Annotated in this window: 19 protein-coding genes; 6 read left to right on the top strand and 13 right to left on the bottom strand. The window is 66.4% G+C overall.

The genetic code is table 11. From position 1 onward, the window contains the following. Positions 1-2 precede the first annotated feature (2 nt). Together ISP17_RS02685 and ISP17_RS02690 are read left to right on the top strand one after the other, a co-directional pair. Complete coding sequence (locus tag ISP17_RS02685; RefSeq protein WP_404629973.1) at positions 3-626, top strand: cation transporter; 624 nt, start codon at positions 3-5, stop codon at positions 624-626. Then, a complete protein-coding gene (locus ISP17_RS02690; RefSeq protein WP_404629974.1) occupies positions 623-1,201 on the top strand; it encodes a phosphatase PAP2 family protein in 579 nt (192 codons plus the stop codon). Before ISP17_RS02685 ends, ISP17_RS02690 begins: the two co-directional genes overlap by 4 nt. A gap of 20 nt (positions 1,202-1,221) precedes the next feature. On the opposite strand, the gene ISP17_RS02695 is transcribed toward ISP17_RS02690, so the two are convergent. The 12 genes from ISP17_RS02695 to ISP17_RS02750 all read right to left on the bottom strand — a co-directional run bounded on the left by ISP17_RS02695 (position 1,222) and on the right by ISP17_RS02750 (position 13,829). Then, positions 1,222-1,437, bottom strand: a complete 216-nt coding sequence (locus ISP17_RS02695; RefSeq protein ID WP_404629975.1) for a GDCCVxC domain-containing (seleno)protein — start codon at positions 1,435-1,437, stop codon at positions 1,222-1,224. Positions 1,438-1,507: 70 nt separating this feature from the next. Next, positions 1,508-1,693 (bottom strand): hypothetical protein, encoded by a 186-nt coding sequence (locus ISP17_RS02700; RefSeq protein WP_404629976.1) that lies wholly within the window; start codon positions 1,691-1,693, stop codon positions 1,508-1,510. Between the two features lie 112 nt (positions 1,694-1,805). Then, on the bottom strand, positions 1,806-1,997 hold the full coding sequence (locus ISP17_RS02705; RefSeq protein ID WP_404629977.1) for a hypothetical protein: 192 nt from the start codon (positions 1,995-1,997) through the stop codon (positions 1,806-1,808). Positions 1,998-2,122: 125 nt separating this feature from the next. Then, on the bottom strand, positions 2,123-2,473 hold the full coding sequence (locus ISP17_RS02710) for a copper-binding protein (protein WP_404629978.1): 351 nt from the start codon (positions 2,471-2,473) through the stop codon (positions 2,123-2,125). Further along, entirely contained in the window at positions 2,470-5,649 is a 3,180-nt protein-coding gene (locus ISP17_RS02715) for an efflux RND transporter permease subunit (RefSeq protein WP_404629979.1), read from the bottom strand. The genes ISP17_RS02710 and ISP17_RS02715 overlap by 4 nt, the downstream gene beginning before the upstream one ends. After that, positions 5,646-6,926: an efflux RND transporter periplasmic adaptor subunit gene (locus ISP17_RS02720; RefSeq protein ID WP_404629980.1), complete on the bottom strand. Its 1,281-nt coding sequence runs from the start codon at positions 6,924-6,926 to the stop codon at positions 5,646-5,648. The genes ISP17_RS02715 and ISP17_RS02720 overlap by 4 nt, the downstream gene beginning before the upstream one ends. Continuing rightward, positions 6,923-8,122, bottom strand: a complete 1,200-nt coding sequence (locus ISP17_RS02725) for a TolC family protein (protein ID WP_404629981.1) — start codon at positions 8,120-8,122, stop codon at positions 6,923-6,925. The genes ISP17_RS02720 and ISP17_RS02725 overlap by 4 nt, the downstream gene beginning before the upstream one ends. 171 nt (positions 8,123-8,293) lie before the next feature. Further along, positions 8,294-8,773, bottom strand: a complete 480-nt coding sequence (locus ISP17_RS02730; protein ID WP_404629982.1) for a hypothetical protein — start codon at positions 8,771-8,773, stop codon at positions 8,294-8,296. A gap of 241 nt (positions 8,774-9,014) precedes the next feature. After that, on the bottom strand, positions 9,015-10,103 hold the full coding sequence (locus ISP17_RS02735) for a c-type cytochrome (RefSeq protein ID WP_404629983.1): 1,089 nt from the start codon (positions 10,101-10,103) through the stop codon (positions 9,015-9,017). 13 nt (positions 10,104-10,116) lie between these two features. Continuing rightward, the gene (locus tag ISP17_RS02740) at positions 10,117-11,538 is read right to left on the bottom strand and encodes a copper resistance protein B (RefSeq protein WP_404629984.1); all 1,422 of its coding nucleotides are present in this window, start codon (positions 11,536-11,538) and stop codon (positions 10,117-10,119) included. Continuing rightward, positions 11,535-13,331: a copper resistance system multicopper oxidase gene (locus ISP17_RS02745; RefSeq protein ID WP_404629985.1), complete on the bottom strand. Its 1,797-nt coding sequence runs from the start codon at positions 13,329-13,331 to the stop codon at positions 11,535-11,537. The genes ISP17_RS02740 and ISP17_RS02745 overlap by 4 nt, the downstream gene beginning before the upstream one ends. A 111-nt stretch (positions 13,332-13,442) precedes the next feature. Further along, positions 13,443-13,829, bottom strand: coding sequence for a hypothetical protein (locus ISP17_RS02750; RefSeq protein WP_404629986.1), 387 nt, complete (start codon positions 13,827-13,829; stop codon positions 13,443-13,445). A gap of 117 nt (positions 13,830-13,946) precedes the next feature. Between ISP17_RS02750 and ISP17_RS02755 the strand changes: the two genes are divergently transcribed. Beyond that, positions 13,947-14,441 (top strand): hypothetical protein, encoded by a 495-nt coding sequence (locus tag ISP17_RS02755; protein WP_404629987.1) that lies wholly within the window; start codon positions 13,947-13,949, stop codon positions 14,439-14,441. Positions 14,442-14,596: 155 nt separating this feature from the next. On the opposite strand, the gene ISP17_RS02760 is transcribed toward ISP17_RS02755, so the two are convergent. Then, a complete protein-coding gene (locus tag ISP17_RS02760; RefSeq protein ID WP_404629988.1) occupies positions 14,597-16,120 on the bottom strand; it encodes a DUF6035 family protein in 1,524 nt (507 codons plus the stop codon). Positions 16,121-16,576: 456 nt separating this feature from the next. Here ISP17_RS02760 and ISP17_RS02765 point away from each other — a divergent pair, with 456 nt between their 5' ends. The 3 genes from ISP17_RS02765 (at position 16,577) to ISP17_RS02775 (ending at position 19,102) form a co-directional block, all read left to right on the top strand. Beyond that, a complete protein-coding gene (locus ISP17_RS02765) occupies positions 16,577-17,533 on the top strand; it encodes a DUF932 domain-containing protein (protein ID WP_404629989.1) in 957 nt (318 codons plus the stop codon). A gap of 29 nt (positions 17,534-17,562) precedes the next feature. Further along, entirely contained in the window at positions 17,563-18,036 is a 474-nt protein-coding gene (locus ISP17_RS02770; RefSeq protein ID WP_404629990.1) for a JAB domain-containing protein, read from the top strand. 88 nt (positions 18,037-18,124) lie between these two features. After that, positions 18,125-19,102: a YqaJ viral recombinase family nuclease gene (locus ISP17_RS02775; protein WP_404629991.1), complete on the top strand. Its 978-nt coding sequence runs from the start codon at positions 18,125-18,127 to the stop codon at positions 19,100-19,102. The last annotated feature ends 37 nt before the right edge of the window (positions 19,103-19,139 follow it).

Genomic DNA, 19,139 nt, shown 5'->3' on the forward strand with positions numbered 1-19,139 from the left:
GCATGACTGAGTGTGGTTGCCACGCAGAAGCATCCAATGAGGCGCAGCGCCGGATATTGCGCCTCGCCCTGGGACTCAATGCCACGATGTTCGTGGTCGGCCTCGTCGCCGGGCTGATCGCCCAGTCGATGGGCTTGATCGCCGACTCGCTGGACATGCTGGCCGACGCCTGTGTCTACGGTGTCGGTCTGGCGGCGTGGGCGCGCAGCGCCCACTTCAAGGCCTCCGCCGCACAACTGAGTGGAATGCTCCTACTCATCCTGGGGCTAAGTGTCTTGCTCGGCGTCGTATGGCGCAGTGTGATGGGAAGCCACCCGGAAGGCGGATGGATGATGGGCGTCGCCCTTGTTGCCCTGATCGTCAACGCCACGGTGTTGCGGTTGCTGGGACGCTTTCGTCAGGGCGAGGTGCATTTGCGCGCGACCTGGCTACTCACCCGGGTCGATGTCATCGCGAATGGGGCCGTGATTCTGTCAGGCGTCCTGGTGCTCTGGTTGCATAGCTCCGTGCCCGATCTGGTGATCGGTGCGGCCATCGCGGTCTATGTGCTCAAGGAGTCCGTGGGCATTCTTCGCGAGGCGCGGGAGGCACAAATCGCCGCCGGTGCCACGATCGCCAAGCTATGATGTCGCTCATCGCGTGGATCGGCACGATCGTGTACGACTGGGATCTTCGCCTGTTCCAGGCCATCCACCCAACGGTACCGCCGTCACCCGCCATGCTGCACTTGGCTCGCGTGTTCGCCGATGGGCCGTTGGTACTGAACGCCGGCGTCCTTGGGCTGATGCTGGTGCAGCCCCGATGGTCGATGCGCGGCACCGCGCTGAAAGCGCTGGTGGTCTCTGCCGTGGCCTTGATCGGCAACGCGCTTATCGACATGGTGTGGAACAGAGCTCGCCCGTTCGTGGCCGGCGTAGGTCATGCGTGGATCACCCATGCCGCCACCGGCAGCTTCCCCAGCGATCACCTGACCGCCCAGTGGGTGGTCGCCGGCATGCTCTTGCTCGACCCACGCACGCGCCGCTGGGGCATGGCGGTCGCGCTGCTCGGCCTGCCGATGGCGTGGGCACGCATCTATCTGGGCGTGCATTACCCAGGCGACATGGTGGGAGCGCTTGCCCTCGCTGCGTTAGCCACCCTGAGCATCTGGAGAGCGGCGACCACCAGATCGCTGAGCAGAGTCAACGTCCCAGCAGCTTGACGGAGAAGATTCGGCGATCACTATCCGCAGCAGGATTTCTGCTGCTGAATCGGCGGACAGGGCACGCTTCCATAGGAGCAGAACACGCAGCAGTCACCGGCTTTCGGTCGGAGCAGCTCGCCGCAGCTCGCGCAGTCGTAAAAGAACTGGCAGGCGTCAGTCGGCATAGTTTCGTTGGCCTGATGGCCGCAATGTGGACAGGTCAGCATGCTCTGCAGGATGAGCTCGGTCGTCATGGGTTTTACCGGGAAAATGAGAATGAAGTGTCGGCAGGGTCTTCTCTGTGCCCGTATCTTTCGTGTCGATTCAGCGGACTTCCACGGTATCGCTGACCGTGCGGCAGGATGCGCCAGGTGCAGGCACTAACAGGTCGCCGATCGACACGGCACCCATCAGCAACAGGCCCGGATAGAGCAGCCATCCGGTGCGATGGCCACTGGCCCGCATCACAAATACTGCCGCCAGTACCCGCAGCGGGCCGCCGCGAAGCATGCATGCAGTCCTTTCGACCTCGCCGTCGCGTCCGTTCAGCGCATGTGATCTGCCCGCTGCGCCGTGCTCTGGATCAGCTCGGCACGCACGCAATGCGCGTCTGTGATCGACGTTACCGTGGCATGACCTGCAGCCGCGCACCAACCGCTGGCAACGGCGTGACACGGTAACAGACATCCAAATGCCGGCCATCCACCTGGCCGACCCAACCGTCAGTGTAAGCATCGGTGGCCTGCACTGCGCGGCTGATGGTGAGGCCCGCGAACAGCAGCGGGATGCTGAGACAAACAGCGAGCCATTTCATGGTCGTTCTCCAAAAATGACGACTGAAACAAATGCCGCCACGCGCCTCACGACGCGCGTGGCAGCACCGCCTTCACGATCACCGGCTGGCCCTCAACAACTGGGCCCAGCTGACGAGGGTGTCTGTTAACTCGCCGGACGGATCGCCGTCACCGTGCTGGCCATGCCGTCTGGATGCAGGGTGAATTGCACCTTTTCGCCAACCTTCACCTTCGCTAGCAACGTCGGCGGATCGACCTTGAAGGTCATCGTCATGGCTGGCCAGCCTATGGCGGCGATCGCCTGGTGCTGGAGCGTGATCGTGCCCTTGGCGGTATCGGTGGCCTTGACGATGCCCACGCCCTGCGCCTGAGTGGATTTCGCCATGTGCATGCCGGCCATGCCGGGCATGTTTGGGTCCGTCTGTTGGGCAAAGGCCGCAGTCGAGGCCAAAGCCAGCGTACTGGCACATGCGAGGATGAAAACATGCTTCTTCATGGTTGAATCTCCTGAGATGGATGGAACGTCGGGGTCGATGGTGGGAGCTTGCGCAGTCGGTGCCGCATCAGTAGGCGGAATGCGGCTGGCAGGATCAGCATGGACAACAGGGGCGCGGTCACCATGCCGCCGATCATCGGCGCGGCGATGCGTTGCATGACCTCTGACCCGGCGCCGTGACCCAGCAGAATGGGGAACAGGCCCGCCAGGATCACGGCCACGGTCATCGCCTTGGGCCGTACGCGCTGCGCCGCGCCTTCGTGGATCGCGGCATCCAGCGCTTCGACACCCGCCTGTGGGTTGGCCACGCGCTGCCGATCCCAGGCCTGGCGCAGGTAGAGCAGCATCACCACGCCGAACTCCGCGGCGACGCCGGCCAGGGCGATGAAGCCGATGACCGTCGCCACCGATACGGCCTGGCCCAGCAGCCAGACCAGCCACAGGCCGCCGACCAAGGCCAGCGGCACACTGGCCATGATCAGCGCCGCCTCGGCCGCGCGCCGGAACACGGCATAGATCAGCACGAAGACAATGAGCAAGGCCACCGGCACCACCAGCCGGAGCCGCTGGGCGGCGCTGGCCAGGTACTGGAACTGGCCCGACCAGTCCAGTGTGACGCCGGTAGGCAGCGTGACCTGTTGTGCCACCGCGCGCTGCAGTCGGGCGACGACGCCACCGAGATTGCCGCTGTCGGTGTCGACGTAGACGTAAGTCGCCAGCTGGCCATCCTCGCTCTTCAGCATCGACGGCCCCGCCGCGACCGTGATGTCCGCGATCTGGACCAGCGTGAGCTGGGCGCCGTTGGCGGCCACGATCGGCAGTTGCCGCAAGGCCTGCACCGAGTCGCGGTCCACGCGCGGATAGCGCACCACGATGGGAAAGCGCTCGCGCCCCTCGATGCTCTGGCCGATGGGATCGCCTCCGACCACCGTCGCGATCAGTTGCTGCACCTGCTCCTGCGTCAGGCCGTAGCGCGCCGCCGCATCCCGGCGGATGTGCACGTCGACGTAGCGGCCGCTGGCCGGGCGTTCGGCGATCGCCGAGCGCACGCCGGGCACGGTGCGCGCGACCGCCTCAATGCGATCGGCCGCTGATTGCAGCGCCGCCAGATCGGTACCCAACACCTTGATGCCGATGGGGCTCTTGATGCCGGTGGAGAGCATGTCGATGCGGTTGCGGATCGGCGGCACGAACAGGTTCGTCAGACCTGGCACGTGTACGGCACGATTGAGATCCGCCTTGATCGTGTCCATCGTCATGCCAGGTCGCCACTGGTCTTTCGGCTTGAAGGTGATCGTGGTCTCGAACATCTCCAGCGGCGCCGGGTCGGTGGCGGTGTCCGCGCGGCCCGCCTTGCCGAACACATGGGCCACCTCGGGTACGGCCTTGATCATGCGATCCGTCAGCTGCAGCAGCTGCGACGCCTTGCCGGCCGACAGCCCCGGCAAGGCGGTCGGCATATACAGGAGCGTCCCCTCGTCCATGGCGGGCATGAACTCGCTGCCGAGCCGGCTGAGCGGCGCCAGTGCGGTGAGCAGCAGCAGGCCGGCCAGTCCTAGCGTGGTCTTCGGCCAGCGCAGCACGGTGTCGAGGATCGGCGCATACAGCGCGGTGAGACCCCGGTTGAGCGGATTGTCGCGCTCGGCGCGGATGCGCCCGCGCACCAGGTAACCCATCAGCACGGGCACCAGGGTCACCGACAGCCCGGCGGCGGCGGCCATTGCGTAGGTCTTGGTGAAGGCCAACGGCTTGAAGAGCTTGCCCTCCTGGCCCTGCAGCGCGAACACCGGCACGAACGACAGCGCGATCACCAGGAGGCTCACGAACAGTGCCGGCCCCACTTCCACGGTGGCCTCGGCAATCAGCGCCCAGCGGGCCTCGCCTTGCGCCTCCGCCCCGTCGTGCGCGTCACGCCAGTGTTCCAGGTGCTTATGGGTGTTCTCGATCATCACGATGGCCGCGTCCACCATCGCGCCGATGGCGATGGCAATGCCACCCAGCGACATCAGGTTCGCTGTGACACCCTGCAGGTTCATCACGATGAAGGCGGCCAGCACACCCAGTGGCAAAGTGACGACGGCCACCAGCGCCGAACGCAGGTGGCCGAGGAACAGCGCGCAGACCAGCGCAACGATCAGGAACTCTTCCAGCAGCTTGTCCCTGAGGTTCTGCACCGCGGCGTCGATGAGCTGCGAGCGGTCGTAGGTGGGCACGATGTCCACCCCCGGCGGCAGGCTGCGCTGCAGTTGCGTCAGGCGTGCCTTCACTGCCGCGATGGTGGCCTTTGCGTTCGCACCCGAGCGCATCACGATGATGCCGCCCACCACCTCGCCCTGGCCGTCCAGTTCGGCGATACCGCGGCGGAAGACTGGCCCCCGCCGCACGGTCGCCACATCGCGCAGCCGCACCGGCACGCCGTTCGCGTTGGCACCGAGGGGTACGTTCTCGAAGTCCGCGCGGGTCTTCAGATAGCCCTCGCTGCGAACCATCAGCTCGGCCTCGCCCTGTTCAATCACCGACCCGCCGTTCGCGCCGTTGGCGGCACGTACGGCATCGACCAACTGCGCCACGGTGAGACCGCGCGCGGCCAGCGCCTGGGGATCGGGCACGATCTTCCACGCACGGTCCATCCCGCCCAGGGTGGCTACTTCGGCCACGCCGGGCACGGTTTTCAGCTGGAAGCGCAGCGTCCAGTTCTGCAGCGCGGTGAGCTGGCCGAGGTCGTGCCGGCCCGTGCGGTCGACGAGGGCGTATTCGTAGATCCAGCCAAGACCGGTGGCGTCCGGGCCAAGCGAGGGGTCGACGCCCGCCGGCAGCTGGCTGCGCGCCTGGCTCAGATACTCCAGTACCCGCGAGCGCGCCCAGTAGAGATCCGTGTGGTCGTTGAACAGCACGTCCACGTAGGAGTCGCCGAAGAACGAGTACGCACGCACCGTGGTCGCACCGGGCACCGACAACATCGTGGTGGCCAGCGGATAGGTCACCTGGTCCTCCACTACCTGCGGCGACTGGCCCGGATACGGGGTGCGGATGATCACCTGGGTATCCGAGAGATCCGGCAGTGCGTCGATCGGCGTATGCCAGGCGGAGAAGACGCCCACCGCCGCCAGCCCCAGCGCGGCCAGCAGCACGAAGACGCGGTAGCGGATCGCGGCGCGGATCAGTGCGCCGATCATGGCCGCGGCTCCGGCGGGGACGTGCCCGGCATCGCGGCACTCGCCGCCGGCGCCGGTTCGCCCGTCTGTAGCCGCTGCAAGGCGCCGGACAGGCTCGCCTCCGAATCGATCAGGAACTGACCGGACACCACCACGCGTTCGCCACCGGCCAAGCCGGCAAGCACCTCGGTGTAGCCGCCGGCCGACCGGCCCATGCGCACGGGCACGGGCCGGAAGCGGCCGTCGCCTTCTGCCACGATCACCCTCGGCATTGCGCTGCCGGTCGCGATCACGGCGCCGTCGGGGACGACTGGCGTCGGTGGCCCCGAGGCCGGTTGCAGGGCCACGTCGACGAACATGCCCGGGCTCAATGCGTCACCGGGATTGGCCAGCACGATGCGGGCCCGCTGGGTGCGTGTCGTGGCGTCGATGTCCGGCAGCAGGGTTTCCACCTGGCCGCGGAACACTTGGCCAGGCAAAGCCGTCGCACGCACGGTCACCGGTGTGCCGGCGCGTACCGTGCCCGCCATGGCCTGCGGCAGTGCCGCCTCCACCCACACGGTGGACAGGCCGTTGAGCGTCATCAGCGTCTGGCCGGCGCCGACCTGCTGGCCTTCGCGCACGTCCAGGGCCGTGACCACCCCATCTTGCGGCGCGTGTAGCGTGACGCGGCCGTCGTGCGCCGAGGCGATGTCCGGCGCGGTCAGGCCCAGCACCTGCAGCCGCTGCCGCGCCGCGGCGCGCAGCGCCTGTGCATCACTGGACCGCGCCTGCTGCAAGGCGCGGTATTCGGCGATCGCGCTGTTCCATGACGGCGCCAGCAGTTCGGCCAGCGGCTGTCCTGCCTTGACGGCGGTGTACGGCGCGCGCACGTCAAGTCGCGCCACCACCGCGTCGGTCCGCGCGCTGACGGTGACGGCGTCGCGCAGGTTCCAACCTACGGTGCCAGGCACCTCCCACTGGGCTGCCAGGACGCGACGCACTACGGGCGCCGTGCGCACACCCAGGTTCTGCACGGTGCTCGGATCGATGTGTACGACGTCCTTGTCGGTGCTTCCCTCATCCGCGTACTTGGGCACCATTTGCATGCCCATCGGCGAGAGACCCGGATGATCGAAGTGCTGGTCCGGCACCATGGTGTCGTACCAGTAGAGCACCTTGCGTGGCGTGCCCTGTGCCGTGGCAGCGACGTTGGCCCGGGGCGGTGTGGCGCCGGCATGGCGACCGCCGACATACCCCAGGACGAGCAGGACGGCGGCACCCGCCAGCGCGCCGATCACGATAAGGATCCGTTTCATGGCAGGTGCTCCGACGACAGGGTGGAGGCGGGCAACAGGTAGGCCAACGCTGCCCACGCGCGGGCCTGGGCGGCCAGCGCATCGGTGTAGTCCAGGCGTAGCGCGATCTCGTCACGGCGTGCATCGAGCCACGGCTGCAGCGGGCCGCCCCCCCGGTACGCGGCCAGCGCCACTCGCGTGCGGTCGCGCGCCAGCGGGAGCAGCAGCTCGCGATCGCGATCCACCTGACGGTTCCAGCCCTGCCAGTCGGCGGCGATCCGCGCGATCGATTCGCGCTGGGCGCGGCGCGCGTCCTCGCGCGCGAATTGCACCGCGTCGCGGGCCTCCTGGCGGGCGCTGACGGCACGGTCCTGCCGGTTGCGGGTGAACAGTGGCAGGCTCACGCCCACCTGCAGGGTGACCATGTCCGACAGGCGCGGAGCGCGTTGGCCGTACATCAGGCTGACGCTCCAGTCGGGATGCAGGGTGGCCCTGGCCTGGTCGAGCGCGGCCTGCGCCTCTCGCTCACGCGCCTGCCACGGCTGCATCGGCGCCTGCCGGTCCACCTCGCGCTGCAGGGTAGGCACCGGTACCGGCAGCTGCGTGAAATCGGGCGGCTCGGCCAGCGGGGCGTCTACCTGCGGTTCGGGAATCCAGCGCGCCAGACTCGCCCGCGCGCGATCCAGCTCGGCCGTCGCGGCATCGATGCGATTGGCCAGCGCGGCCTGCTCGGCGCGGGCGGCGAGCGCATCGACGGCGTTGCCGTCACCGCCGCGCAGCCGCGCCCGTGTGACACGTACGGCAAGGTCGCTCTCTTCACGCAAGGCCTGAAGGAGGTCCAGCCGTTGCCGGGCAGCCCAGCCTTCTATCCAGGCATCGGCGATCCACTGGCGCAGGTCCTGCGCCAGCGCCAGGCGATCGGCCTGCGCTGCCGCCACCCCGGCGGAGGCGGCGTTGCGGTCGGCCTGGCGAGCGGCGCGGGAGGGAATGGTCTGCATGACGCCGACGGTGCGCATGGTCATGCTGTCGGCACGCAGGCTGAAGGCACCCGGCGCGGTCACCGGGTAATTGGCCACGCCGAAGCTGAGCACCGGGTCGGGAAGCCGGCCGGCCCGCACCGCATCGTCGCGGCTGGCGGCGACCTCGGCATCGCGGCTGTCAAGCAGGGGCGCGCGCTGCGTGCCAAGCCGTACCGCCTGGTCGAGGGTCAGCGGCACCGCCCCGTCAGCATGGGCACGCGGCACCGTCGCCCCAGCGAAAGCGCATAGGAAAAGGCCCGGCATCAGGCGCCGGACAAGGCATCGGGAAAACATGGTCACTCACTCCAGGGATCCGGAAACGCCGGGGCGCGATGGCCCGGCGAACGCAAGGCGGCCAATAGCGGCCTGCTAGATCAGGAGCGAGCAGTACAGGAGCATCGGTGGCGGCGCAGGGGGACGCCATCGTTCGGCGCGCACCCGCACATTGCCGCTGGACGATACCTGCGCCATCGCCGGCATCACCGGCGGCGGGGCGAGCATGCCGACCATCGCGGTCGGCACGGACGGTGCGCGTGCGTCCGGCTGGGTGGCGTGATCGGGATGGCAGTGGCCTTCGCACAGGGCACGCGCCGGAGCGCCTGTGCGCATGTCGGCGCAGTCCGGGGCCATGCCCGTATCGGGCATGGCCATGCCCGGCATGCGCATGCCGGCAGCCTGGCGACCGGCCATCATCGGCATGGCGGCCACTTCCGCCGGCAGAGCACCACCCGGCAGGCCGGCACACGCGTACGCCGCCAGCGCCAGCTGCTGGCACACCAGCCACAGCACCATCGCCCAAGTCAGGCGACGGCGAATGGTCGGTCGGAGCCGGCGGCAGCGTTTCATCATGGCGAAGATTACCCGGTCGCCACGTTGTTCGGATGACGCAGGTCAATCCGAGGACGCAGCCGTCGGCGATGGCGGCCATTTGCCACAACTTGAGCGCATCGGCCGGCCCGGGCCGGCAGCACCGGAAGGCGGCTTCCACAGCGCTCCCGCCGGCCCCGGCGGTTGCACAGAGGGCTTGGCGCCGTTGCGCGTCCGCACCCGTGCTGCCGAGCAGATCCACGCGCTTGCGCACCGCGATGGATCACGGGACTACTCCTGCGACCGGCGTGGACTGCCACTGCACCTCGGTGATCTGCCAGGCGTCGTGGTGCTGGCGCAGGGTCAGCATTTCGCGGCTACGAACCGTCACCGGCCGGCCCTTGGCGGTGCCGGCGATGGTGGTCTCGCTGCCGACCATGGCTGTGTCGCCCATCGCCATGGAGCCGAACGTCCCCGGGCTCACCCGAGCCTGCTTGAGAAAGGCGATGTCCGCGTCGAGGTGACCTGCGGCATAGGCATCTCGCGTTTGCGTTTCGCCACCTTCGCGGATGCTAGCGTCGGGCGCCAGCTGCGCCAGCGCGGTCGCGCGATCGCCACGCTGCAGGGCTTGCTGGAACCGGCGGGCGACCGCTTCGGCACCCGGGACGGCACCGGCACGCAGGCCCTCCAGCGGGATCGGCGTCTCGGCGGCAACCTCCTTCGCGCCTTGGTCGTGGTCGTGTGCGTCGGCGTGGCTGTGCTCATCCGGCATCGCCATAGCCGGCATCGCTTGCGCCGCGTCCCCCTGCGCGTGGTTGTGGCCACCGTCGCTGCCATCCATGTCCATGTCGTCATCCGGCGGTGCCTTGGCGACGATGTCTTTGTACTGCGCGGCTGTCATGTCCGGCAGCTTCTGCAGGAAGGCGACCATGCTCCAGATCGTGTCGTCGTCATGGCTGGCTCCCCATGCGGGCATCGCGCTCATCTTGATACCGTGCTTGATCACCCAAAATGCCTCCTTCGGGTCGACCCGCGCTTGGCTCAGGTTGGGCGGCTGAGGATACAGACCGGGGCGCAACTCGGAGTCTTTCATCGCCGGGGTGAGATGGCACTGCGTGCACATCGCCGCGTACTGGCCGGCGCCCTTGAGGATGAGCTGCGGATCGTTCAGGTCGGGCATCTTGAGGTCGGCCGAGCGCGCTTGGATGGAGCGCTCGCGCAGCGTCTGCAGCAGTGCAAACACCGGCTTGGTGTGGTGGTCGTCGGCGCCGATGTTGTAGATGCCTGAATAGACGAACGCCCCCGCACCGATGGCCAGCACACCCAGGACGACCGCCACGGTGATGCTGTGGTGCTTGATGTGTTTTTTCATGATGGATTCCCCTTCAGAACCAGATGCGCACGCCCGCCACGAGCTGCGGGTCGAATACGGGTTGATGGTCGCGCCGTGCGTAACCGGCGGTAGCGCCGAAGCGGCGCACCCAGTTCACGCCCACATACGGCGCGATCTCGCGGCGGATCTCATAGCGCAGGCGCAGCCCCAGCGAGGCGTCGGAGACGCCGGCGCCAAGGCGACGCGCCGGGTCGGCCTTGCCGTAGGCGTTGAGCTCGAACTCCGGCGTGAGAATCAGCCGCTGGGTGAGCAGCACATCGTAGGTGGCCCGAAAACGGGCCGCCGTACGACCTGACTGGCCGACGTAGGCCGTCGCTTCCACGTCGAAAAAGTACGGCGCCAGTCCCTCTACACCGACGGCAGCCCAGGTCCGCCCGGGGCCCACGCCGATGTCCCGTCGAACGCCTAACTGGGTCGACCAGTAGGTCGCCACCAGATGGTTCCACAGCACTTCAGCACTGCCGTCTTCGAGGCGTCCGGCGCTGCGCTCGCCCTCGCTGCGCAGCCACAGCTTGTCAGTGTCGCCGCCGTACCAGGCCTGCAGCTCCCAGGCCTGGCCGTTGGCGTTCCGCCCGTGCACCGCTTCGAGGTTGTCCAGCAGCAGTCGCCCCACCTTGGGCGGCACCATGTCCATGCCCGACATGTCGCCGTAGCCGACGCCGTCGGAATAATCGGGACTGCGCGCATCCGCCGGGGCCTTGCCGCCCTGCATGGCGCCCATCGCCATGCCGGACATGCCGTCGCCGGAAGCATTGCCCGACATCCCGGACATCAACGACGACGATGCCGACGGACGCGCGCCTTTGGCATGGTCTGCATGATCCATCCCGGGCATCGCCCCATGCTGCATGCCGCCCACGTCCATCGAGCCCATGTCCATCGTCCCTGTCGAGGGTGTCTTGGCGGCAGGGGCGGGATCGGGCATTTGGCCGTGCTTCATCCCGGCCATGTCGCGATCTTTTGCGGCAGGGCTGGCCCCGACTGCTGCCGGGGTGCTGGACGCGCTGGCCGGCATCGGCATGTTGCCCATGTCCATGCCACCCATGTCCATCGAGCTCATGGATGACGGCGGGCTGCTGGATGAGGTCGCCGGTGCGGATTCGGAGTGTTGCATGCCGGACATGGCCCCACGGTCCATGCCGCCCATGCCATCGCCTTTCCAGGAGCGAGTAGTCCCGGATGCTGCCGGAGCCTTCGTGCTGGACGTACTGGCGGGCATCGGCATGCCGCCCATGTCCATGGAGCCCATGTCCATCGAACTCATGTCCATCGAGTCCTTCGCCTGGGCGGTGCTGGCGGACGGTGCGGGCGCCGACTGCGCGGCGACCGGCGGTGCCAAGGCACTACCGGCAGCGAGCGCAATGCCGAGCGCCACGCGAAGCGGGTTTTGCAACGTGCTGATGACCTGGCTCATGACACCACCACTTCGCGGAACATGCCCGCTTCCATGTGGTAGAGCATGTGGCAGTGATAGGCCCAGCGCCCCGCGGCGTCGGCGCTCACGGCATAACTGACTCGCTGCGCGGGCTGCACGCTGATAGTGTGCTTGCGCACCTGGAACGCACCGTCGGGATTCTCCAGCTCGCTCCACATGCCGTGCAGATGAATCGGGTGCGGCATCATGGTGTCGTTCACCAGCACCACGCGCAGCCGCTCGCCGGCACGGAAATGCACTGGCGTGGCATCACTGAACGGCACGCCATCGAACGACCACATGTATCGCTCCATGTTGCCGGTGAGGTGCAGCTCGATCTCGCGGCCGGGCTCGCGCCGGTCGATCGGCCCACCGATGGTGTGCAAGTCGGCGTAGGTCAGCACCCGCCGACCGTTGTCGCGAAGGCCCACGCCTGGGTCGTCCAGGTTGGTGCGCGGCATGTCCACGTGCATGTCCACGCTGGGGCCGTACTCGGTACGGGCGTGGTGGACGGCGGGCGCCTTGTTCCCACCCATGTCCATCCCGGACATCCCGGACATGCCGGACATGCCGGACATGCCGGACATGTCCATGCCCTGCATGCCACCACCGCTGTGACCCCCATTCCCCATCGCCATCGCGCCCATCATGTCGACCATCGCCAGGCGCGTACGCGGGTCCATCGCCGGTACCTCGGCCTGCATGCCCAGACGCGGCGTCAGCGTGCCGCGGGCGTAGCCGGTGCGATCGATCGACTGGGCAAACACGGTATAAGCGCGGTCTTCCTGCGGCTCCACCAGCACGTCGTAGATCTCGGCCACGCCAATGCGGAACTCGTCCACCGGCACCGGCTCCACGTCCTGACCGTCGGCGGCGATCACGGTCATCTTCAGTCCGGGAATGCGCACGTCGAAATAGGTCATCGCCGAGCCGTTGATGAATCGCAGGCGCACCTTTTCGCCGGGCCGGAACAGGCCGCTCCAGTTACCGTTCGGCGTCGTGCCATTCATCAGGTAGGTGTAGGTGTAGCCCGACACGTCGCTCAAGTCGCTCGGGCTCATGCGCATGGTGTTCCACATCTTGCGCTTGGCCAGTGCTGCTTGGAGGCCCATGGTGCGCACGTCGCGGAAAAACTCCGGCGCGGTCGGCTCGGCAAAGTTGTAGTAATCGCTTTGGCGCTTGAGCGTGGCGAAGATGTGCTCCGGATCGTCATCGCTCCAGTCGCTGAGCATCACCACGTGGTCGCGATCGACGCGGTGCCGCTCGCCGCCGGCCGGGTCGATCACGATCGCACCGTACAGGCCGGACTGCTCCTGGAAGCGCGAATGCGAGTGGTACCAGTAGGTGCCGCTCTGCTTCACCGGGAAGCGGTAAGTGAAGGTTTCGCTCGGCGCGATGCCGGGGAAGCTGATGCCTGGCACGCCGTCCATCTGGAACGGCAGCAGGATGCCGTGCCAGTGGATCGAGGTAGGCACCGCCAGCCGGTTGGTCACGCGCAGCATCACGGTGTCACCCTCGCGCCAGTGCAAAATCGGGCCGGGAAGGCTGCCATTGATGGTGGTGGCGATACGCCGCGCACCGGTGAAGTCGACGGGGGTTTCGCCGATGGTCAGGTCGAATGTGTCGCCGCGCAGCCGCGGCATCGCCGAGGCGGGCATCGCCGGGCCGGCGGCGCCCCAGGCACGGCCGGGCGCCAGCAGCCCGAGGCCGGCCGCGGTACCACCGGCCGCCAGGCCGAGCACGAAGTGACGGCGTGAACGATCCACCCCGTCGGGAGGAAGGAAAGGATTCATAGGGGGACTCCATCTGCGCATCCACGGGCACGGACCATGCCTCGTGAATCGTAAAGAACGCGGGCGTGTAGCCTGAGGCTCAACGCACCACAGAGGTCATGCAGCGCAGAGTCAGACGGACGGCGGTCGCAGGGGTGGCGTCATCGCCACGGCCGGCGCATGGGGCACACGAAGGTGACCAAAACGCGGGGGCATCGGCAATGCAGCAGGCAGGCCGATGCGTGAAAGAAGCAGCGCGCTCGCGCACATGGATGCGCACGTGCAGTGATTCGCGGCGATGTGGTCAGCGCAACATACGTCCTGTGAGACCGGAGACATCGCATGTTGGGCGTGCGTCGGGGAGCGGCTTGCCATCGACATCGACATCGCGGTCATCGCCGGAAACGTTGGCGGCTGGGCCATGGCTGCAAAACTCTGAAGGACCAGTGCAAACCACGCCAGCAACCCGATCACCCGAAGGCGACGAGAGCGCTGAATTTGGTGGAGGGCAGGCATCATGGCCCTAGCACCCTAAGCTGGCGAGGCAACGGAATCAACCATGGAGTAGGGTTCATGCGCCTCGCCGGGTAGCCAGCGATAGGCTGTACGAGCTTTATGCCGCAATGAGGAGAGGGAATGTCCGCGCTTTCATTCGACACCATCCACGCGCTTCTGCAGCGTTGGCGCGCCGATCCTGGCGGCACGTATCAGAGCTGGTTCCTGTGGGAAAGGCGTTTGAAGCATTTCCGGTCCATCCGTCGCGGCCTGCAAGCGGTAGTAGAAGAAATTGATACAGGGACCTTTGGCACGGCGTACCGCGGATCATCGCTGGAGACCGTCGTGCACTCGATCGCCGAGCAGCGTCAGATTTTCAAGGGGGCCGATCACGCGTTCCTGTGGAAACCGAAGCTGCGGATTCCGGACATCTACGAAAATCCCGCGCATCAACGGGCGTTCGGACGATTCTTGCAGACGTGTCTGTGCTGCGATGGCGAACAGGCGCTGGTTGAGGCGGTCCACACGCTGGATGGGCATGCCATCAAGGGCTTGGGGCCGGCGGCAGCCAATCTTCTGTATTTCCTGCACCCCACTCTCGCCATGCCGTTCAACACGGCCATACTCAACGGCTAAAACGCGCTGATGGGGGCGAAAGCTCGTCTCGGTCGCTGGGATAGCTATCTCACGATGCGGCGACAGGTGATGACGCTCAACGAGTCACATCGCAACTTGTTATCGAACGATCTGGGTGCCGTGGCGGGCTTTCTGTTCGACATGGGCAGCGGCCGCTATCCGCTGCCCGTCGAAAATTCGCCGGGGGCGTGGTCAGCCTGGCAACTTGAACCGCTGGTCAAGCAGGCAGGCGGGGGTTCACCCGTTGCCCGGCGCGCGGTGGGGGGAGGCAAGACGTCGCGAGGTGCTTTCACCAGCGTGTCCGCCACTTCCGGAAACAGGAAGGCCAGCAGTACGTCGAACTTCCGGTTAGGCAGGAAGGCGGGGTCCCCCTGGCGCATCCGCTCCCGGTATTCCGCGGCCTTTCTCACCCACTTTCCCTGTGGGTCGTAGCGCCGGATGTGTTCGTGCCGGCCATAGGCTTCGAGCATGAGCCGGTAAATCCAGAGGGTCTCCTTCCGTTGCTCAAAGACGTGGTGGCTCAGCTCCACCAGGTTGGAGTGGCGGCTCCACACGGACCGGCCGTTCTTGGCCGAGTAGGCGGCCTGCAGGTAGATGTGCGGCCCTCCATCCGCCAGTGGCGTCGCCGGCAGAGTCAGACCATGTCGGGCGAATTGCGCCACGAGGGGTTGCCATCGTTCCTGAACGGCTTCGAGGGAAGGCAGCTTGTGGCCCCAGAGGTCCAGATAGAACGCTTCCAGCGCATCACGGAGCGGTTGCTCACGGGCCAGCTTCTGCTGGTGCTTCAAAGCCTGTGCGACCTTGACCTTCTCGGCGTCATAGTCGAAGAAGAACGAGCGAGGAACGCCATGGGCGCTGACTTCGTGCTTCAGCTCATCGAAGAACACCGTCTGCGTTTCCAGCCGGTTCTCAATCGTCCCACCCACCAGCGTCGGCACAGCCCACACGCATTCCAGGGCGAACCGTCCACTGGCCTTGGAGAGGGCAACCGTTTCCTCGGTCACCCGGAAGCCGTTGCGGTTGTTCGAGTAGAAGATGTCGTCTTCGGTGAGCCGGAAGTGGGCGGGGTCGAGGTCCCGGAAGAGCCACAGCAGACGCACGCCCTCGTGCGCGTAGAAAGACATCCGCTGCGTGATGACGTGCAGGAAGGTGGTCGACAGCTGTGCCTCGAACACCACCTGTTCGCCCTTCCAGGTGCTCTGCACGTCGGGCTGGCGCCAACGCGTGCCGTCGGCACTGACGACCCGGGTTTCCGGCTTGCTGTCCGAGAACGCAGGGTCGGCGTCGAGACTTTCCAGCACGCGCGCCTTGAAGCGCTTGTGCGCCTCGCTTTCCTTCGCCCCGTTGAACCGTTGAGCGCAGATGGCCCGGTCGCCTTTGCCCACGATGCCCGAGCAGGCGGTGTTCTCAAAGAGGTGCTTGAAGTAGAACCGTTCGCTGACCTTGTCATGCATACGCAGCGAAGCGAGGAACATGCCCTGGCTACACCAAGGGCACACGTATTGCGGGCGGCCCTCCTTGATCAGCGCCATCTTCTGCGCCACGCGTTTGCGTTCGACCACGTCGCCGTAGTCCCCGTCGCCAAGGAAGGCTTCGAGCGACACCCACAGGCCCGACTGCCGGTCCAGCACGTGGGGATGGGTCTGATCTTTGGCGGCAAGCGCAGCGAGGCGGATCATCGCGGTTCCTCCTTACAACACTCTGCCAGGGGCAGGTCTCACAGCGCGAGACAGGCGTTGCCTTCCTCTTCGGGAAGGGGGCCGCTGTAAGGGTAGGCAATCCGCGTGCATGAAAACTTGCATCGCCGAGCCCTCAACTGCTGGTCTGAGACAGGCGTTTCCTAAACAAAGATATTTCAGATCTATATCACCCACATGAGGCGGGGAGCTTCTCGTCTTGCGTAGGGGACATCCGCTCTGATGCTCCCGCTTCACCGAGTAATTCCATGATTCCTGAAAAACCCGACCCGCTGACGTGCGTCCTGGTGGTGACCGCCGCACTGCTGCTGGGCTTCGTTCGCTGCTCGGGGAACCTAAACAAGGTTCCCTGAGCCCATCCAACCAAGCAGGACTCGCCGAAGGCCCGGGGAAACCGGGCCTTCGGCGTTTTATGCCGTTCCAAACGAGGAATTGAATATGCATCTGGTCGAATCGATCGCCTATCGAGGCGAGAAACCGTGGCACGGCCTGGGCAATCGGCTCGAAGCTGGTCAGCCCATCGAGGTCTGGAGAGAGCGCGCCGGGATGGACTGGTCCATCGAGGATGCCGACGTGCGCTACGTGGTGGGGAACCAGGGGCTGGGCGTCATCCAGTCCTTCCCCAGCAACAAGGTGCTGTACCGCTCGGATACCAAGGCACCGCTGGCGGTGGTCTCCAAGCGCTTCCAGGTCGTCCAGCCGGGCGAGATTCTGGAGTTCTACCGTGACCTGACCGAGGTGGGCGGGTTCGAGCTGGAGACGGCCGGCGTATTGCGCGAGGGCCGCAAGTTCTGGGCATTGGCTCGCACGGGCCAGAGCGTCACGCTGCGCGGCAAGGACAAGGTCGAGGGCTACCTGCTGCTTGCCACGGCTTGCGATGGCACGCTGGCCACCACAGCCCAGTTCACCAGCGTGCGTGTGGTCTGCAACAACACGCTGCAGATCGCGCTCGGCCACGGGCAAGGCGCCATCAAGGTGCCGCACCGCAGTCAGTTCGATGCCGAAGCGGTCAAGCGCCAGCTCGGCATCACCGTGTCGTCCTGGGACGGGTTCGTCGCACGCATGAAGGCCTTGGTCGACAAGCCGGTGGATCCGGACTCGGCCGAGGGCCTGCTCCGTCGAATCTTGACCTATCCGGGTCAGGACAGCCGGATTGCTGTGGTGAACGAGCAGGCTGTGGCCAACGTGCGGGCGCTGTACGAAGGCGGTGGCCGGGGTGCCCAGATGGCTTCCAGTCGCGGGACGGCCTGGGGCCTGCTCAACAGCGTCACCGAGTTCGTCGACCACCACCGGCGAGCTCGCACCGAGGACCACCGCCGGGATGCGGCATGGTTTGGTCAGGGCGCGCAGATCAAGCAGCGGGCTTGGGATGCACTGGTCAAGGGGGTGGCCTGATGCGCGCTCTGGCGGCAAGGAAACCCGTCGTGCACGTGACCACCCGCGAGGCCATCTCTCGTGACCAGCAGGATGCGGTCATCGCGCAGGCGCTCGGCATCCTGTCGTCACGGGCAGTGGCTCCAGGGCAGTTCATGAAGGATCCGCCGACTGCCGGGCAGTTCTTTCGGCTGCGTCTGGGCGAGGAGAGCCGGGAGCACTTCGAGGTCGCTTTCCTCGACAACCGCCACCGGCTCATTGCGGTGGAACGGCTGTTCTCCGGCTCCGTGGACGGGGCCGAAGTGCATCCACGCGTGGTGGTCCAGCGCGCGCTGGTCTTGAACGCCGTAGCGGTCATGCTGGCGCACAACCACCCAAGCGGAAATCCCGAGCCGTCCCCCGCGGACCGGATGCTCACCTCACGTTTGCGGGAGGCGCTTTGCCTGGTGGACATTCGCGTGCTCGATCACTTCGTGGTGACCGCTACGGACGTGGTATCGCTGGCCACACGCGGCTTGATGTAACACGCACTGCACGTCGTCCCGCTCCTTCACAGGAAGCGGCATACCGCCCGGCCCCATGGCCGGGCGTTTCTTTTTCCGGAGAGGACACATGAAGAAGCAAGCAGCGTTGCGACTGGTCGACACGCGCACGCTCGATCGGCAGCAGTGGTTGGAGGTGCGCCGAGGTGGCATCGGGAGCTCGGATGCGGCGGCCGCCGTCGGCCTGAATCCCTACAAGAGCCCGCTGGCCCTGTGGATGGACAAGACCGGGCGCGCGGTTGAACAGCAAGACGCGGCCGAGGAAATGGATGATCCGCGCTACTGGGGTACCTTGCTGGAGCCCTACGTCGCGGCGGCCTACCAGCGCAAGACCGGCCGCAAGGTGCGCAAGGTCAATGCGGTCCTGCAACACCCCACGTTTCCTTTCTTGCTCGCCAACCTCGATCGGGAAATTGTCGGAGACCCGGACGTCCAGATTCTGGAGTGCAAGACCGCCGGCGAGTTCGGCGCGCGTCTCTGGAAGGATGGGGTCCCGGACTACGTGCAACTGCAGGTCCAGCACCAGCTGGCGGTCACCGGCAAGCGGGCAGCCGATGTCGCGGTGCTGTTGTGCGGCCAGCAGCTGGAAGTGCACCGCATCGAACGCGACGACGAGCTCATTGGCCGGTTGACGCTGCTGGAGACGCGCTTCTGGGAGCACGTAGAAACGGATACGCCCCCGCCAGCGGATGGCAGTGAATCCTCAGCGAAGGCATTACGTCAGCTCTATCGTGACCAGGGTACGGTGCTCGACTTTACGGGCAACACGGACCTCGATAGCGCCTTCACTACCTTGGTGTCGCTGAGGGAAGAACTGGATGCCAAGGAGCAGGAAGCCGAGCGGCTCAAGCAGGTCATCCAGCAAGCCATGGGGGAAGCGAGCAAAGCCTGCTTCAGCCGCGGCGAGGTCACCTACAAAGGCGCGAAGGAGAGCGCCTCCTGGGACGTCAAACGTCTGGCATCGGACCACCCCGATCTTGCGGCCCAATATGTCGTCACCCGGCCAGGCGCGCGCCGGTTTGTTGTGACTGCGCACAGTGCAGCGTGACCGCGCCGAACAGGGCAAGCAGAGCCTCGGGCCACGA

The organism is Dyella ginsengisoli (assembly GCF_044904665.1).
In the GTDB taxonomy this organism is placed as follows: Bacteria; Pseudomonadota; Gammaproteobacteria; order Xanthomonadales; family Rhodanobacteraceae; genus Dyella_A; species Dyella_A ginsengisoli.